The sequence below is a fragment of the Faecalispora jeddahensis genome, from assembly GCF_000577335.1.
Lineage (GTDB): Bacteria > Bacillota > Clostridia > Oscillospirales > Acutalibacteraceae > Faecalispora > Faecalispora jeddahensis.
The window spans coordinates 136,665-153,215 of record NZ_CBYL010000002.1 but is presented as its reverse complement, the minus strand read 5'-3'; the positions used below and the strand labels follow the sequence as shown (position 1 = coordinate 153,215).

16 protein-coding genes are annotated in these 16,551 nt (G+C 55.6%); 5 read left to right on the top strand and 11 right to left on the bottom strand.

Annotated features, from left to right (window positions below):
- Positions 1 to 360 precede the first annotated feature (360 nt).
- Positions 361 to 1,356: an aromatic acid exporter family protein gene (locus TY09_RS01510; protein WP_052335534.1), complete on the top strand. Its 996-nt coding sequence runs from the start codon at positions 361 to 363 to the stop codon at positions 1,354 to 1,356.
- A gap of 69 nt (positions 1,357 to 1,425) precedes the next feature.
- Positions 1,426 to 1,728: a DUF6506 family protein gene (locus TY09_RS01505; RefSeq protein WP_042430388.1), complete on the top strand. Its 303-nt coding sequence runs from the start codon at positions 1,426 to 1,428 to the stop codon at positions 1,726 to 1,728.
- An 83-nt stretch (positions 1,729 to 1,811) separates the two neighbouring features.
- On the opposite strand, the gene TY09_RS01500 is transcribed toward TY09_RS01505, so the two are convergent.
- The 11 genes from TY09_RS01500 to TY09_RS18215 all read right to left on the bottom strand — a co-directional run bounded on the left by TY09_RS01500 (position 1,812) and on the right by TY09_RS18215 (position 12,613).
- A complete protein-coding gene (locus TY09_RS01500) occupies positions 1,812 to 2,207 on the bottom strand; it encodes a MaoC family dehydratase (protein WP_081759576.1) in 396 nt (131 codons plus the stop codon).
- Between the two features lie 21 nt (positions 2,208 to 2,228).
- Positions 2,229 to 3,425, bottom strand: coding sequence for an acyl-CoA reductase (locus TY09_RS01495; RefSeq protein WP_042430382.1), 1,197 nt, complete (start codon positions 3,423 to 3,425; stop codon positions 2,229 to 2,231).
- Positions 3,409 to 4,491, bottom strand: a complete 1,083-nt coding sequence (locus TY09_RS01490) for a LuxE/PaaK family acyltransferase (protein ID WP_009062449.1) — start codon at positions 4,489 to 4,491, stop codon at positions 3,409 to 3,411. Before TY09_RS01490 ends, TY09_RS01495 begins: the two co-directional genes overlap by 17 nt.
- Positions 4,488 to 5,909, bottom strand: a complete 1,422-nt coding sequence (locus tag TY09_RS01485) for an AMP-binding protein (RefSeq protein ID WP_042430378.1) — start codon at positions 5,907 to 5,909, stop codon at positions 4,488 to 4,490. Before TY09_RS01485 ends, TY09_RS01490 begins: the two co-directional genes overlap by 4 nt.
- A gap of 2 nt (positions 5,910 to 5,911) precedes the next feature.
- Positions 5,912 to 6,145: a hypothetical protein gene (locus TY09_RS01480; protein WP_042430375.1), complete on the bottom strand. Its 234-nt coding sequence runs from the start codon at positions 6,143 to 6,145 to the stop codon at positions 5,912 to 5,914.
- Between the two features lie 139 nt (positions 6,146 to 6,284).
- Positions 6,285 to 7,586 (bottom strand): acetyl-CoA hydrolase/transferase family protein, encoded by a 1,302-nt coding sequence (locus TY09_RS01475; RefSeq protein ID WP_042430372.1) that lies wholly within the window; start codon positions 7,584 to 7,586, stop codon positions 6,285 to 6,287.
- Position 7,587: 1 nt separating this feature from the next.
- Positions 7,588 to 7,902: a NifU family protein gene (locus tag TY09_RS01470; RefSeq protein WP_042430369.1), complete on the bottom strand. Its 315-nt coding sequence runs from the start codon at positions 7,900 to 7,902 to the stop codon at positions 7,588 to 7,590.
- 88 nt (positions 7,903 to 7,990) lie between these two features.
- Positions 7,991 to 9,439: a 4-hydroxyphenylacetate 3-hydroxylase family protein gene (locus tag TY09_RS01465; RefSeq protein ID WP_009062754.1), complete on the bottom strand. Its 1,449-nt coding sequence runs from the start codon at positions 9,437 to 9,439 to the stop codon at positions 7,991 to 7,993.
- 94 nt (positions 9,440 to 9,533) lie between these two features.
- Positions 9,534 to 10,334 (bottom strand): N-acyl homoserine lactonase family protein, encoded by an 801-nt coding sequence (locus TY09_RS01460; protein WP_009062608.1) that lies wholly within the window; start codon positions 10,332 to 10,334, stop codon positions 9,534 to 9,536.
- A 482-nt stretch (positions 10,335 to 10,816) separates the two neighbouring features.
- Entirely contained in the window at positions 10,817 to 12,238 is a 1,422-nt protein-coding gene (locus tag TY09_RS01455) for a sigma-54 interaction domain-containing protein (protein WP_009062772.1), read from the bottom strand.
- Positions 12,239 to 12,454: 216 nt separating this feature from the next.
- The gene (locus TY09_RS18215; RefSeq protein WP_157037042.1) at positions 12,455 to 12,613 is read right to left on the bottom strand and encodes a hypothetical protein; all 159 of its coding nucleotides are present in this window, start codon (positions 12,611 to 12,613) and stop codon (positions 12,455 to 12,457) included.
- 170 nt (positions 12,614 to 12,783) lie between these two features.
- Between TY09_RS18215 and TY09_RS01450 the strand changes: the two genes are divergently transcribed.
- The 3 genes from TY09_RS01450 to TY09_RS01440 all read left to right on the top strand — a co-directional run bounded on the left by TY09_RS01450 (position 12,784) and on the right by TY09_RS01440 (position 16,508).
- Entirely contained in the window at positions 12,784 to 13,209 is a 426-nt protein-coding gene (locus TY09_RS01450) for a PPC domain-containing DNA-binding protein (RefSeq protein ID WP_009062479.1), read from the top strand.
- Positions 13,210 to 13,443: 234 nt separating this feature from the next.
- Entirely contained in the window at positions 13,444 to 15,132 is a 1,689-nt protein-coding gene (locus TY09_RS01445) for an FtsW/RodA/SpoVE family cell cycle protein (RefSeq protein WP_042430363.1), read from the top strand.
- Entirely contained in the window at positions 15,129 to 16,508 is a 1,380-nt protein-coding gene (locus tag TY09_RS01440) for a penicillin-binding transpeptidase domain-containing protein (protein WP_042430360.1), read from the top strand. The genes TY09_RS01445 and TY09_RS01440 overlap by 4 nt, the downstream gene beginning before the upstream one ends.
- Positions 16,509 to 16,551 lie beyond the last annotated feature (43 nt).

The window sequence follows — 16,551 nt, the reverse complement described above, 5'->3', positions numbered from 1 at the left end:
CCATTTCGGCGAACCAATGCAAAGAAACCGCCAGAGCGAGGCGGGAAGAATCCTCTGAATCATGATAAAAAGTGCATGGATTGGCCGCTGAAAAGCGGTTCCATGCACTTTTTTACTGTCTGCCGTTTCTCAGGGTGCGGCTGTTTCGGAATACGCCTGCAGTTCCACGAACTTTATGGGGAGCCATTACCTAGTGCTTGTCCGATTGGCGGCTGTATTTTGTCTATAATATGCGGGAAATTTCCTGTTGCTACTGCTCAGAGTTGAAATTGTGAGGATAACCCAATATAATAAAGTCAAAGATTGGGAGCGCGGCACAGAGTACCGCAGGCCGCCTCCGGCTTGCGAAGGGGGATGCGTTTGAAGACTTTGCTCAAATCTGCAGGAATCAAGGCGGTAAAGGCGGCGGCAGGGGCCTGTGCCGCCATTGCCTTGGCACTTGCGCTGGGGCTGCAATACCCCACGGCGGCAGGCATCATTACGCTGCTCAGTCTGCAGGAAACGAAGCGGGAAACGCTGATCACCGCGGGGCGCCGTATCCCGATTTTTCTGGCGGCGACGGCCATTGCGTTTTTCAGCTTTCAGCTGCTGGGCTATACGGTTGCGGCCCTTGGTATTTATCTGCTGGCGTTTGTTACGCTGTGCCATACGTTTTCCGCCGCTGCGGATATTGCCATGTGTTCGGTGCTGGTCACCCATTATTGGGTAGAGCGCTCCATGGCGCTCGGGCTGATCGGCAACGAGCTTCTGCTCCTTGTGATCGGCGCGGGCATCGGTATTCTGTTGAACCTGTTTTTACCGGTCGGGCTCCATGCCATCCGCGAGGCGCAGGGGGAGATCGATTCTGCGATCTGCCGGGTGCTGGATCAGATTGCGGATGCGATTCAGGGCCATACGGTTTCCCATCTCCCAAAATTTTCGGAGCTGGAGCGTCTGCTGGAGCAGGCGCGTGCGCAGGCAAACCGAGCTGCCGACAATGCGCTGACCCTCGACCTGAATTATTACCGGGAATACATCGACATGCGTACCAACCAGTTTCTGGTTCTTCAGCGCATTCAGATCGGCCTTCTCCGGCTCAACGGAGCGCCGTCCCAGGCGGAGCAGATTGCCGTATTTCTGCGCAGGATTTCTTCTACCTTTGGGGAATCGAACAACGCGGCGGCGCTGCTTGACGACGCGAACAAAATTCGAGCGGAATTCCGCGCCAGCGAGCTGCCCCGTACCCGCGAGGAATTTGAAGACCGCGCCGCCCTGCTGCACATTTTTAATGAGCTGGAGCATTTTCTGCTGCTGAAAAGCACCTTTGCCCAGTCGCTGACCCCGGAACAGAGAGCGCGTTACTGGAACGAATCATAATTGCTTTGCCGTTGAGCGACGGCCTGAATTGAGAGAAAAATAAAATGAATTTAGATAGGAGATATTACTATGAAAAAGAAATTCGCATTTGTTTTGATGGGAGGACACTATACGCCGGAACAGCACCAGGCCCATTTTGAAACGGAAAAACAGATCACCAGTATTTTTACGGTGAACAACTACGAGCAGGCACGCCAGAAGCTGACGGAGCTGGAGCAGGAGGGCTTCGGGGCCGTGGAGCTTTGCGGCGCGTTCGGCGAGGAAAAAGCCAAAGAGCTGATTGCGCTGACGCATGGGAAAATTGCGATCGGCTTTGTAACGCACCTGCCAGAGCAGGATGAGCTGTTCGCCCGCTTTTTCGCAAAAGGCTGATATTTAATCTCTGAATGAAACAGAAAGAACTCCCTCGTTTTTGGCGAGGGAGTTCTTTCTGTTTCATTTCATTTTCTATGTCTTCAGGGCGGCAGAACCACCGCGTAGCCGGAAAGAACGAGCTCCTGTTTCTGGTTGCGGATCTGTACCCGCAGGCGCACCTGCCCGTTTTCCGGGTAAATCTGCGCGACCCGGCAGGCGGCGGTGACAGTGTCGCCGCAGAATACCGGGCGGATGAAACGAAGCTCCTGACTGACATAAACGGAGCCCGGCCCGGGGAGCTGTGTGCCGATCAGCGCAGAGATCATCCCGGCCAGCAGCATGCCGTGAACGATGGGCGCGCCGAAACGGCTTTCCCCTGATTCCAAGGTGTGCAGGGGATTCTGATCGCCTGTCAGCCGCATGTAGTCCTCAAGGTCCTGCGGTGAAAAGCTTCTGGTGCGCTCTGCACAATCCCCAATGGATAAAGGTGTCATCATATTGTTTCCTTTCGGTTACTGCTAGGAAAATTCAACGCTGCGGCTCATAGCACGGATCAAATCGATTCCGTCCCATACCAGAGAAAACTGCATGCTGCTGCCAAGCGGAACGACACGGTCAACTCCCGCGGGACGTGCACGACGCAGAAATTCCCGCAGCTCTGCCGTTTCGATTCCATAATAGCAAAGCGTCTGGCAGCGTTCCCCTAAGATGGGGAGCAGCGCATCGAGTGTCTGTGCATGGGTTTCCAGAAACAAGCCGTCGCCGGTCCAAAGCTCCAGCAGCTCCGGAGTCAGGCGTGGCGTCAGCACCCGCACGGCATGGTTGCTTTGCGCGCACAGGCGGACTTCCGGGTTTTGGGCCGCCATCCGGCAGAAATGCTCCCGCTTTTTGACCGCGTGAACCGGCAGAAAATCCGCCCGGTTTTGGCACAGGCGTTCCACCTCTTGCCACAAAATTTTTTGGGCCGCTTCAACTTGTGTGTTCTCCCCCAGCCAAAGCAGAGCGCGGGGAGAGGTGCAGGCCCATTGTCCGGCAAAGTAAGCGTCCGAATAAAAGCGTTCCGAAAGCTGCTCCGGGTTCGGGTCGCTCAGGAATGCCCCTGCGTCGATGACGCACACGGAATAGCGGCTGGCAAAGGAAAACTCCACCGCACGCGGAGAAAGCGGCAGCTGCCGGATTTGCCGGATCGCCTCGTCGCCGCCCCACAGAACGCGCACGCCGCAGCGTTCCGACAGCCGCGCCAGAACCGGGTGACCGTGTTCGCACTGAAAACAGGTGATATAGGGCAGAAGTCCTCGAAATTCAGCGTGCAGCAGTGCGTCCATTTCACGGCACAGCAGCCTTGCCTGCGGAAAATCACGTGAGGAAAGGCGAACCGCGCAGGCGCACCCTGCCAGCAAACCCGCCGCCAGCGAGTACGCAAAGTTCAGCGGAACGTTGCCGGGGCACACATGAAACGCCAGCCCGCGGCCGAAGCACAGGCTCTCCGTATTCTGACCCTTTGCGAGCTGCCGGAGATGGCTGCCCCGGCACCAGAACGCGAAGGCGGAAAGGTCGGGAAAGGGGTGTGCTTCGGGGTTTCGGCGCAGCCTGATGCTCAATGCGTTCAGGAACTGAAGCACCTGCTCCTCAAAAATGGAGAAAGGCGGCATATCCTGCTCTAAAGAAGACAGCTCCCCAGTGAGCAGTACAAATTTCTTATCCTGCGTAGACATCGCTGCACCCCCTGAGCTGCGCCTGCTGCAGGCGGCCGCTGACCAGAAAGTTTTTCCCCAGCCTGCCGCAGGGGCAGTCATCCACACCCAGAAAAACGCCCTCGTCCTCCGTTAGCAGACTGTGGCCGGGGTAAGAGCGCGGCAGCAGAGAAAGAACCTGCAGAATACCCGCTTCTCTCGGCTCGCACAGGGAGAAATCCTCCGCCCTGCGCACGAATACCTCGGAAAGCTCGCTGGCATGAAAGCGCCCAGCCTCGCATTGAAAAAAGACGGAACCGGCCTGCTCTGCCATACCGTAATAATTGTAAATGCGATGCAGCCCGCAGCACTCATTCAGGGCGCGCTGGAATTCCTCCGGCGGCACGGCCTGATCGAGAAGCTTCTTCCAGCCGCCCCCGTGAATGAGGATTCCGCCCGAAAAATCCAGATGTTCCGCAGAGTCGCGCAGCGCCTGGCAAAAATATTTCCACACCATAAAGGTGAAGCCGAACAAAAGAAACGGCCCGCCGTTTGCCTGCTCCAGAAACGCGCGGATGGCCGGCAGATCAAGCGTTAAATCCTCCCGCAGGGCAAACACGCGCCGCCGGGCAAAAATAGAAAAGCCCAGGATTCCGGCGGCCCGTGCGGAAAGCCCGCTGCCATAAGCAAGGATGGACGGCTGATCGAGAATCAGCATCGGCAGGCGCGCTCCGCCGATGAAATCTGCAGCAATGTGCGCCAGTGCGCGCTGCTGGTCGGCGGAGGTCTCCCGGTCCAGCTCCACATGAACGGTCTGGCTTCCTGTGGTACCGGAGGAGGTAAGGGAGCGGGCGTATTCCTGCTCGGAGGGAACGCTGCTCAGCCGCATGGATTTGAACAGGCCGCTGGGGAGAAAGGGCAGCTCCTGCGTGCTGTGGATCGTTTCGGGGTCAAATTCCAGCGCGCGCAGAATATTGGCATACGGCTCACAGTGGGCGCTGTGGTAACGGGTCAGCTCCAGTGCCGCGGGGAAGAACAAGGCCTCCTTTGCCGACTGCGGCAGAGAAAACGGCGGTATTTCCAGCAGATGTGCAACATCCTTTGTCATAGCAGCTCCTCCAGGCGCGGGTATTGGATTTTCCCGGCCTCGTTTCTGGGAATTTCCGCGATGGGATGTGCGCCAAAGGCCCACACGGGAAAACGAAGGGTTTCAGACAGATAAGTAAGCGCGTTCTGCGCGGTGCAATCCGAGGACTCGGTGACGAACAGATCGATATGATCGTCGCGCCCCAGGCACGCGAAATCCGCGCCGCCGAACTGCTCACGCAGCAGGCGCTCGCATTCGTCCAGGCTTACGCGGCTGCCGAACAGCTTTACCATCCGCTTCTTGCGCCCGGTAACGGTATAGCAGCCGTCCGTATCCCGCATGGCGAGGTCGCCGGTAAACAGCATGCCGCCGAAATCATCGCCCCGCGCCAGATCGACCGGGCCCTGCGCATAGCCGAGGGTCACGTTCGGCCCCTCATACACCAGCTCGCCCTCCCGGTACGGCTCCGTGATTTCCTCCCCGCTGTCGCCAACTAGGCGGAAGACCCCGCCCGGTATGGCAATTCCGATGGTGCCGCATTTTTCTTCTGCCAGCCGCCAGGGCAGGTAGCTCATGCGGGCGGTGGCCTCTGTCTGGCCGTACATCGCGTAAAAACGCAGCCCGCGTTCCCGGGCAAATTCGGCACAGCGCTGGTGCATCCGGTGCGGCAGCTTGCCCCCGGCCTGTGTAAAATACCGCAGGCTCGGCAGCTCGCGCTCAAAGAATCCGGCGCGCTCCAGCAGGGTGTAGGTCATGGGTACCCCGCTGATGCTGGTGGCTTTTTCGCGCTCAAAATAATCCCAAAACTCCTGCTGGATCACACTGTACTCGCTCAGCAGCACGGTCCCGCCTGTCAGCAGGTGGCTGTGCAGAATCGAAAGGCCAAAGGTGTAATGCAGCGGCAAGGTCAGGATCGGGCGCTCAGAGGTGGAGTTGAGCTCCAGATACTGCGCGATTGCCTCGGCGTTGGAAAGAAGATTGCGTGCGCTCTGGCGCACCAGCTTGGGGCTGCCTGTTGAGCCAGAGGTGGTCAGCAGCAGCGAGAGCTCCGGGTGCAGCTGCGGGCAGTCGGTACAGTCCGTTTGCAGCAGGGTGTAATCATACAGTGTCTGTACCGGCGTGTATTTGGAAAACGCGCCGGATTTTTTCTGCGGAACCCACAAAAAGCTGGGGCGGTACAGTGTAATCAGGCGGCTTAGAAGCTCCGGGGTCAGCTCGCTGTCCAGAAGCAGGGGCACCGCTTGCGTGGACAAAAAGCCCACATATCCTGCAGTAAAGCCGATGGTGCTGCTGGTCAGGCAGAAGATCAAAGTGCGCTGCACCGGCCATTCCGCCACATGGTTTACGGCAGCCGCGAGCTGAGAATAGGTCAGCACGGCTCCGTTTGGTTCCACCAGCGCGGGCTGCTCCGGCGGATGCTGTTCCAATGGAAAAAACATGGTCAGACCTCCACGTCGTATTTCCTCAAAATCTCTTTTCCTTTTTCATAGCTGTTAAACAGGATGACGTCGGTGGAGTTGATGGAAATATTGAAGGTGTCCTCCATCATGGTGATCATCTCGATATGCTGCAGGGAATCCCAGTTGCCGCGCAGATAAATCAGTGAGGGGAGGTCTTCCTCCGCAACGCCGAACAGCTTCATAAATATCTGATTGTATTGTTCCAAATGAGTCATGGTGTCAATTTCCTCCAGAGAGTGGCAAGTGGTGCCTGCCGCCTTTTTCGGCGGCCTGCGTATTATTGTAGAAAGCGCACCGGAGAGGCCGGAGCCTCTCCGGTGCCTTTGGTGTGGGAGAGTGTATCGTTGAAAGATGTTATACTCCGAAACGGCGATGGAATTCTTCCATCAGCTCATCCCGGAAATCCGGGTGAGCGATTTCGATGAGTGCCTTCGCGCGGTCGCGCAGGGTTTTGCCCTTCAGCTTGGCAACGCCGAATTCCGTGACGATATAATTCACGTCGTAGCGGGAGGTGGTCACCGCCGCGCCCGCATCGATTTGCACCGCGATTTTGGAAACGCGCGTGCCGTCCTTTTTTACTAAGGATGACGGCATGGCCATAATACTCTTGCCGCCGCGGCTCAGGTTTGCGCCGCGCACGAAATCGACCTGGCCGCCCACGCCGGAAAACTGCCGCGGGCCGATGCTGTCGGAAACGACCTGGCCCATCAGGTCAACCTGAATGCAGGAGTTGATGGAAACCAGACTGTCATTTTTCGCGATGACAGCGGGATTGTTGACATAATCCACCGGATACATTGCGACAGACGGATTGTTGTTGACATAATCGTACAGGCGCTTGCTGCCCATCAGGAAGGTGACGACGCATTGGCCCTTGTGCAGGGTCTTGCGGCGGTTGGTGATCACGCCAGCTTCCACCAGCTCGACCACGCCGTCCGAGAACATTTCGGAATGAATTCCCAGGTCTTTCTTTTCCTTGAGGAACAGCAGAACCGCGTCGGGAATCGCGCCGATGCCAAGCTGCAAACAGTCTCCGTCCTGAATGAGCGAGGCGCAGTGCTCCCCGATGGCGCACTCGGTTTCTCCAATTTTTGCCTGCCCCAGCTCAATGATGGGGTCATCCACCTCTACGATGCAGTCCAGCTCGCTCACGTGGATGAAGCTGTCGCCGAGGGTGCGGGGCATGTTGGGGTTGATCTGGGCGATGCGCAGGTCCGCGATTTCTGCGGCGGGCTTTGTATAGTCCACCGAAACGCCGTAGCTGCAGTAGCCATGTTCATCCGGCGGGGAAAGGTGAAGCAGCGCCACATTGGGATGCAGCTCTTCGCGCAGAAGGTCGGGAATCTGCGAGAAATATACCGGGGTGAAATCCCCGCGCCCTTTCGCGATGGCGTCTCTGGTGGACGCCCCTAAAAACAGACTGTTGTGGCGGAAGTTCTCCGCGTATTCGGGCAGGCAGTATTCGCCTTTGCCCATTGCCACCATGTGAACAATCTCCACATTGCGGTAAGCGTCGGCGTTTTTTACCATCGCGTCGATCAGTGCGCTGGGTTCACCGGTGGCGTGAGCCACGACCACGCGGTTGCCGGATTTGATATGAGAAACGGCCTGCTCTGCCGTCATCCGCTTTTGCTGATAAAACTCCTGCCAGGACATATTACGTCACTCCTTGTTGATTTTTTGTGCCGGTATGCCGGCTGGTCAGAAACTCCCGCGCCTGCCGTAAAAGAGAATCGCTGACGCCGGTGTCGAGCACGACGTGCCGGATCTGCGGGAAACGGCTTTGCACGGCGGAGGCGATCAGCTCCTCGGTGGTCAGGGAAGCGGACGGGCAGTTGGCACAGGCGCCCAGGAGGCGAATGGTCAGCACGTCGTCCGTCAGGCTGATGATGCTGAGGTTCCCCTGGTGCAGGGCAAGCTGCGGACGAACCTGTTCTTCCAGCAGGCGTTCGATTTCAGTCAGTTGGGTCATGAAAAACACCTCGATTGGTTGATTCCGATTCCCCGCCGCCCGGGGGGTAGCACGGGCGGCGGGTACAAAACCGGAAAACACAAGCAGATTAGTCGATATGCGCGATGGCCTTGGCCAGCTTCTTTTTCGCGCTGATATTGCCCTGGCGGGCGATCATGATGCGCTGCGCCTGCGGGGAACCCGCGCCATGCATGGATTCGGTGCGGTAGCCGACAGCCGCCGTGCCGAGAGACATATTTTCGATCAGGCGCAGAACGCGCAGACGATTCTCGGTGGAAACCGCGTTGACGCCGCGCAGGTATTTGTCCACATAGGGGCCTACCACTGGGTCGCGCAGGTCTTTTTCAGACGGAGCGGTCACCATCAGGCCGCCGGCGATATCCTCGGCCAGCCGCACAATTTCATAGGGGAAGCGGGTCACGTTCTGCTTACAGACGTTGGCGAGCAGCAGATCGATCAGGTAGTTGCCGGACGGGGTGGGCTTGCCCTCCGAAGAGCACGCGATGCCGCAGGCAAACAGGGTTTCGTTCAGGTGCACCATCTCGATCAGCTTATCCTTCACGGCGGAAGCGCGCTCTACGCCGTTGTACTCGGCAGCCAGCGCAGCCGCGCCGATCAGAACGTCGCCCACGCCGACCTTACAGCCGCCGTAGCTCTGTCTGTGGTAACCGGCAAAGCGCTCTACCAGCATTCCGGCAAACTCGACTTCGCCGTTGAGGAAAATGCGGTCGTTCGGAACAAACACGTTGTCGAATACCACCAGAGCCTCTACGCCGCCGAACTCGCTGTTGCCCACGTCCATCTCGCTGCCTTCCAGCTTGCGGGTGTCGCAGCTCTGGCGGCCGATAATCATGAAAATGCCCTCGGCGTCGGTCGGTACGGCAAACGAAACGGCATAATCCTTGTCGTCTGGGCCCATCGCGATGGTGGGCATGACGATCACTTCGTGGGAGTTGATGATACCGGTCTGGTGTGCTTTTGCGCCGCGCACAATAATGCCGTCGGGGCGGCGCTCCACCACATGCAGGTACATGTCGGCGTCAGGCTGTGCGTGGGGGGCCAGCGAACGGTCGCCCTTGGGGTCGGTCATCGCGCCATCTACCGTCCAGTCGTTCTCTTCGGTGGCGATCGCAAACTTTTTGAAGTTCTCAAAATAATTGGTTTTGTACTGCTGGTCGGTCTCAAAGGTGGTGGAATAGAGCGCGTTGAACGCGTCCATGCCTACACAGCGCTGAAAACAGGAAGCGGTTTTCTGGCCGAGCAGACGCTGCATTTTCACCTTGTTTACCAGATCCTGTGTGCTGTGGTGGATATGACAGAAGCGGTTGATCTTGTTCCCAGTGATCGCAGAGGTAGCGGTCATCAAATCCTCGTACTGGGGGTCCTGCGCCAGATCATAGGTCATGCGGACCGAATTCAGCGACGGGCGCAGAATCGGGTGATCTACCGGGCTCTCAATTTTCTCGCCGAACATGTAAATCTGCAGATTCAGCTTGCGGATGCTTTCGATATATTGTTCTCCGGTCATAAGTGCCATGGTGAAATTCCTTCTTTCTGAGATAATGGGCCGAATGGATTCCTTCTGTGAATGATTCAAATTGATTCAAAATGTGAAATGGCTGGCGTGTGCGTCAGTCGTAGTAGTGCGGGGCGGTCTTTAGGGTCTGGAAGAACTCATAATCGTGGGCAAAGACCACCTTGCCGTTGTATTTTTCTTCTAAATCGTGGACCTTCTGAACAGACTGGAAGTGCGCCAGGCTGTCGTACAGCAGGCCGGACATTTTGGCGGGCGGGCCGTAAATCTCGGAGGTGTATACGGCGTCCTGCGGCAGAATGAAGGTGCTGTTCTCCATATGTACCACAAGGCCGAGCAGTCCGGGAGTATGGCCGGGCAGGTTGACAACGTCCACACCGGGAACCAGCTCGAAGTCGCTGTCGATCAGGTGATACTGCTTTACGGAAACGTCCATATCACCCTTGACATAGCCGCCGTGCGTGGTCGGGTCCGGATTCAGGTGTACCTGTGCCTGCGCATTGAGGAAGTCTGCCTTCGGTACATACACGTCTGCATGGGGGAACAGATGCAGGTTGCCGGCATGGTCAAGGTGCATGTGAGAAACGACGACCGTCTTGATGTCCTCGGGCTTTACGCCGACCAGAGCAAGCTGATTTTCGAGGCGCTCTTCCTCTTTCTGGTAGAGGGGGTACACTTCCTGCAGATTCTTGGGCCAGTAGCCGTTCATGGCCTCCGGGTTGCTGCCGGTGTCATAGAGGATGTATCCGTCTCCGGTATCGATCAGAAAAGCCATGACGGGCAGTTTAATCCATTTGTTGGTGACCTGCGGCTGGCTGTAGGTTCCGATGGTGGAACAGGCGACTACATTGTTTTTGTCTGTCTCCAGATAACCGGTGTTCAGGATGTACAGTTTCATTTTGGTTCCTCCTTATAATTTGAGTTGGCTCTTGTGGAAAGCCTGTTGTAAAAGAGTTAGAGCAAGTTCCGTGCCATATGTGATGATTCGTGTGCGTTGATTTGCCGATTCTACGAATCCGACAATTTTAGATCGGTCTTTTTTGGACTTTCGTCAATTGAATTTTGAGAATAGAAGAGAACTTAAATTCCGAACCGGAATGAATATTGGAAAACGGCATAGTAAATTGAGTGAATTTACTATTTTTTTATGAATTCGACATAATGGATCACGTGTTGTTGTTTTATTTTTGAAACACCGATGCTGATATGAAACAAACCAGCGCCAACAGAAGCGGAGCTTGTGTCGGCGCTGGTTTTGTATGTCAGAACCGGAATCGGGCTCTGTTTTATTTTTGATATGGCAACAACAGACTTCGAAAAAAGTTATTGATTTTCTCTTCCGCAAAAACGTGGGAGAAAACCGACGTTCTGAAATTCGTTCTATTTTAGTTTTACATTGTATTTCTGGCGCTTGCGCACATAGGTAGCCGGATCCATGCGAAGGCTTTGCGCGGCTGAACGAACATTTTTTTTGTTTTCGTATGCTTTATCGATATACTCTTTTTCAATTTTTTCAAGATACGCCTTCAAATCGAAGTCCTCGCTGCTGTCGCCGGGGTCTGGACAGAGCCGCGCGTTTTGCAGCATCAGATGCGCGCTGTCGATTTCGTCCGCGTCGCTGATGATGAAGGAACGCTCCATAACGTTTTTCAGCTCGCGCACATTGCCAGGCCAGCTGTATTCCAAAAGGCTGATGAAGGCGCTTTGCGTAAGAGATTTATTCTGGTTATATTTTTTATTCAGGGTTTCCAGCATGTTTTGTGCCAGCTTTGGAATATCGTCCTGCCGCTCGCGCAGCGGGGGAATGTGGACCGGGAACACATTCAGCCGGTAGTACAGGTCCTCCCGCAGTCTGCCGCTTTTGACCATGCTCTCCATGTCGCGGTTGGTGGCGGCCACGACCCGCACATCCACCTTGATCGGCTTGCCGGTGCCCACGCGCACGATCTCCTGCTCCTGCAGAACGCGCAGCAGCTTTACCTGCAGGCTGGCCGGCAGCTCGCCCACCTCGTCGAGGAAGATGGTGCCCTTGTCGGCGATCTCAAACAGGCCGGCTTTTCCTTCTCTGTTGGCACCGGTGAAAGCGCCGCGCTCGTAGCCGAACAGCTCGCTTTCGGCCAGAGCCTCCGGTATGGCGCCGCAGTTCACCTTGATGAACGGCCCGTCTCTTCGGGGGCTTTTCTTATGTAGGTAAGAGGCGACCATCTCTTTGCCGACGCCGGTTTCCCCAAGCAGCAGAACCGGCGTGTCCAGCAGGGCAGCCCGCCCTACCATGCGCAGCAGGTTCAGCATTTTTGCGTCGGCCACCACCATGTCGCTGGTCTGCATCAGCTGCTTGCGGATGACCTCGATTTCTCCTTCGTAGCGCTGGGCCTGCTCCTGCTTTTGCGCCAGCTGTTCTTTCAGATTGTACAGCTCCGAAATATCGCGCACGTTGGTAACCACCATGATGATCTCGTTTTGCTCGTCGAAAACGGGAGTGCTGGTGACGATGGCGCGTTTTCCGGTACGGAAAGTCTGATCGATGGTGATGGTGTTTCTGCTTTTGAGGGCCATCAGGGAAGCGGAGCGCGAGATAATCCCGTATTTCTCCAGCTCGGTCATGTTTTTACCGATTACATCCTTTTCGTTCAGACCCGAAATCACTTGATAAGAATGGTTGATCCAGATGGTATTGGCCTGTCCGTCGGTGATGTAAATCCCGTCAAAGGAGCTTTCCAGAATGGCGATCAAGGCATCGGTCGTGTTCATGGCATCCGGGAAGTTTGTCGTTTTGTGCACATGCACAGGATTTCGCTGCATACGTCCTCCTTTGTCAGACAGACGGGATGTTTCTCCGACGCGGCTGATCGGGCCGGATTCTCCCGTGGTGTAGTTTGTCTGTTTTGCATCGGCATGGCTTTTCTGCGCTATACTCTGTGATGCTGACAGAATTCACTGTGGATATGATACCACAGGCGCAGAGCGCCGTTGGGGTATTATTTTACCAATTGGCATGATAATAGCCGCTTGTGGCCATTATAACAAAAATTTCTGTAAAATCAAATCCATATTTGGCATGTATGCGCCGCGGGTGGAGTAGGGAGCAATTTCTACCATTGTGCTGGAACTTGATCCGTCACCCGTTTTATCCTCATTTCTTTCAAAACCGTTATCTTTTGTAAAAGCTTTGTTCATTTACTTTCCCTTGCTTTCGCAGTATAATAATGATCAATATACTGCCGGTTTGGAACCTTGCGGCACAAGAAGAAAGAAGATCGACGGGCGGCCGGGGAAGCACGGAACCGTGCGGCAGAACTGCCCGCGCGGCATCCCGTGGATCAACATTGTGAAAGGATAGAGCACAAATGGAATATAAAAGATTCAAAGATTCGATCATAGCCAGAATCGATCCGGGTGAGGAAATCCTGGCGTCGATTCGGGAAATTGCTTTGAAAGAAGAAATCAAGCTGGCATCCGTCAGCGGGTTGGGCGCCGTTAACAGCTTTACGGTAGGCGTTTTCAAAACAGCCGAAAAGGAATATAAAGCAAACGAGTTTAACGGCTATTATGAGATCGTATCGCTCACGGGAACGATCAACACCATGAAAGATGAGTTTTACTGCCATCTGCACATGAGCGCCGGAGGAGAAGACGGCAACGTAGTGGGCGGCCATCTGAACCGGGCGGTTGTCAGCGCTACCTGCGAACTGGTCATCCGCATAATCGACGGCAGGGTGGACAGAAGCTTCAGCGAAAAAGTAGGATTGAATCTGTTTGATTTTCACCGCTGACTTTTGAGCGATTCATGCAAAATCTTCTGGCAGGTACAAAAGGCAGGTACCCATCAGGAGATTTTTTATGTCGCCGGCTTCCATATTTCATCCATCTCAATGGACTGAAAATGGATCAGCCTGTGGCATAATAACCTCACACTGTTTTTTTAGATGATAGAGCGCTTTTTCTCTGTTTTCCGGTCATCTGGCAAAAGGGGACAGGCGTATTGGAATAAAGAAAGGGGGATTCGCTTGCTGGCCCAGATCATGGAGTTTTTGGGGACCGCGCTGACTGTCATCCTGTTTGCATTGCGGGTGCTGATACCGGTGCTGTCTCTGGTGGTGCTGTGGCGCTGCTTTGTGTCGCTTCGCCGCGGCCGCCGGCGAGAAGATCCGGTCATTCTGCTCGAAGAAATGACGACGCATGTCAAAATCCCGGTGCTGTATTGGGAAAATTCGATGGGCCGCAGCCGCAGCTGCGACATTGTGCTGCCGGACAATACCGCCAGCCGCGACCACGCTGTGCTGATGCGCCGGGAAGCCGGCTGGCTGATTACAGATACGAATTCCAAGGCGGGAACGTTTGTCAACGGAACAAAAGCGGCGCCGACCCTGTCTGTGATGCCGGGGGATGTGATCGCCATGGGCTCGACCGCCCTGATGCTCAAACGGACAAATGAGGGCGACTTTAAAAAGAAGCGCACGCTGTTCCAGTCGAATCGCCGCCTGCCGTCGCCTCTCGGCTTGATGAGCATGGTGTTCCTGATCCAGATTTTTCTGGCGGCGCAGCTCTGCTTTGGCGGAGAGGCGTTCGCCTGGCAGCCGCTGATCCCGTTTGGCGCGCTGACGGTTCTGGAATGGGGTTTGTACTACTACTTTATGCGGGTACGAAATCATGTCAGCTTTGAGCTCGAAACCATCGGCTTTCTGCTGAGCGGAATCGGAATTATGCTGCTTGCCGGTGCGGATGTAAAGCTGGCCTATACGCAGCTGGCCGCAATGGCGGGCGGGATCATCCTGTTCTGCATGCTGATTTCCTTTATGGGCGATCTGGACCGCGTGACCAAGTGGCGTATTGCGATCGGCCTGTTCGCGGTGGCGCTGTTTGCCGTAAACCTGGCGTTCGGCGTGGCGTCTCACGGGGCGAAGAACTGGATCAACCTTGGGCCGATAACGGTTCAGCCGTCGGAATTTATCAAGATTGCATTTGTGTTTGCCGGTGCTTCTACGCTTGACCGGCTGCAGACTGCCAAGAACCTGACCGAATTCCTGGTGTTTTCAGGAATCTGCATCGGTTCTCTGTTTTTAATGAAGGATTTCGGTACGGCTTCCATCTTCTTCATCACGTTTCTTCTGATTTCATTCATGCGTTCCGGCAGCCTCAGAACGGTGATTCTGGCCTGCTCGGCCGCTGCTTTGGGCGCGTTCATGATCTTGCAGTTCAAGCCCTATATTGCAGACCGCTTCGCTGCGTGGCGGCATGTGTGGGAATATTCGGACGGTACCGGCTACCAGCAGACCCGCGTGCTTTCTTATACCGCGAGCGGCGGTCTGTTCGGCGCGGGAATGGGAGAAGGCTATTTGAAAAATGTATTTGCCGGCACCAGCGATCTGATGTTCGGCATGATCTGCGAGGAGCTCGGGATGGTTCTGGCAGTGGTCGTCACACTTTGTATTGTGATGCTTGCGCTTTACACCAAGCTCGACGCAACGCGCAGCCGTTCCACCTTTTATTCCATCGCGGCCTGCTCGGCAGCGGGCATGCTGCTGTTTCAGGCGGCGCTGAACATTTTCGGCGCGACAGACGTTCTTCCGCTGACCGGCGTCACGCTGCCGTTCCTCAGCGCGGGCGGCTCGAGCATGGTGTCTGTGTGGGGGCTGCTGGCGTTTATGAAAGCGTCGGATGAACGAACGTATGCCGCAAGGAGGAAAAGCACATGAAAACAACCGGAGGCAGAGCCGGTATCCTCTATTTGATGATTCTGGGCTTCTTTGTGGGGCTGGGTGTATTTTTGTTTGGATTTGTCAAGGACGGCGGCGCGTGGGCGATGCAGCCGTTCAATAAATATGCTTCGGGCGACAGTCAGCTGACCACTGCCGGAGATGTACTGGACCGCAGCGGTGTGGTGCTGGCGAAAAGCGAGAACGGCAAGCGAGTATATAGCAGCGATGAAACGATCCGCCGCGCGATGCTGCATGCCGTGGGGGATACGAACGGCTATATCTCTACCGGGGTTCAATACCGCTACCGTTCAGAGATCGGCGGGTACAACCCCATCACGGGGCTGACCTCACCCACGGGCAAAAAGCAGGGCAGCGACATTACGCTGACACTTTCCAGCGAGCTTTCCAAACTCGCGTATAATAAGCTCGACGGCCGCCGCGGCGCTGTGGCAATGTACAACTACAAAACGGGTGAAATGCTGGTGATGGTCAGCACGCCCGATTTTGATCCCGCCAATGTGCCGAAGGATATCGACACGAATTCCAAATATGAGGGAGCATACCTGAACAAGGTGCTTTCCGCAAGCTATACGCCCGGCTCCATCTTCAAGATCGTGACGACGGCCGCCGCGATCGAAACCCTTTCGGATTGGGATACCAAAACCTTTACCTGCAAGGGCAGCACGACAATCAACGGCAATAAGATCACCTGCGACGGCGTTCATGGCACGATTAATATCAAGCAGGCGCTGGCAAAATCCTGCAACGTGGCGTTTGCGCAGCTCGCCGTGGAGCTTGGCGAAGAGAAAATGACCGCCGAAGCCAACACCATGGGCTTTAACCGCAGCTTTTCTGTTGACGGGATCGATACCTCGAAAAGCAAGTATGACGTCAAAGGGGCAGAGAAGCAGGCGCTGGCCTGGTCGGGCATTGGACAGCATACCGACATGACGAACCCTTATCACATGATGCTGCTGATGGGCGCCATCGCAAACGACGGAACGCCGGTGCAGCCTTATTTCATCAAGCAGATCAAAAATAGTCTGGGGATTGTGCAGCAGCAGGGAAAAACGGAGCTGGGTACCCAGCTTGTCAAGCCCACAACCGCCCAGACGCTCGAGCAGCTGATGCGCAACAACGTGACGAGCGACTATGGCGACGACATGTTCCCCGGCATGAGCGTATGCGCCAAAACCGGTACCGCCGAGGTTGGCGGAGGCAAGAAGCCGAACGGCTGGATGATCGGTTTTTCGTCCGATCCCACAACGCCCTACGCTTTCGCCGTTGTAGTGGAAGAGGGCAACTACGGGCGCACCTCCGCCGGGCCGATCGCCAAGGCGATTATGACGCAGGCGAAAAAGCTGGGCCTATAAAGGAGTATTGCTTTACACCCTTCAAAAATCATTTTTTATTAAG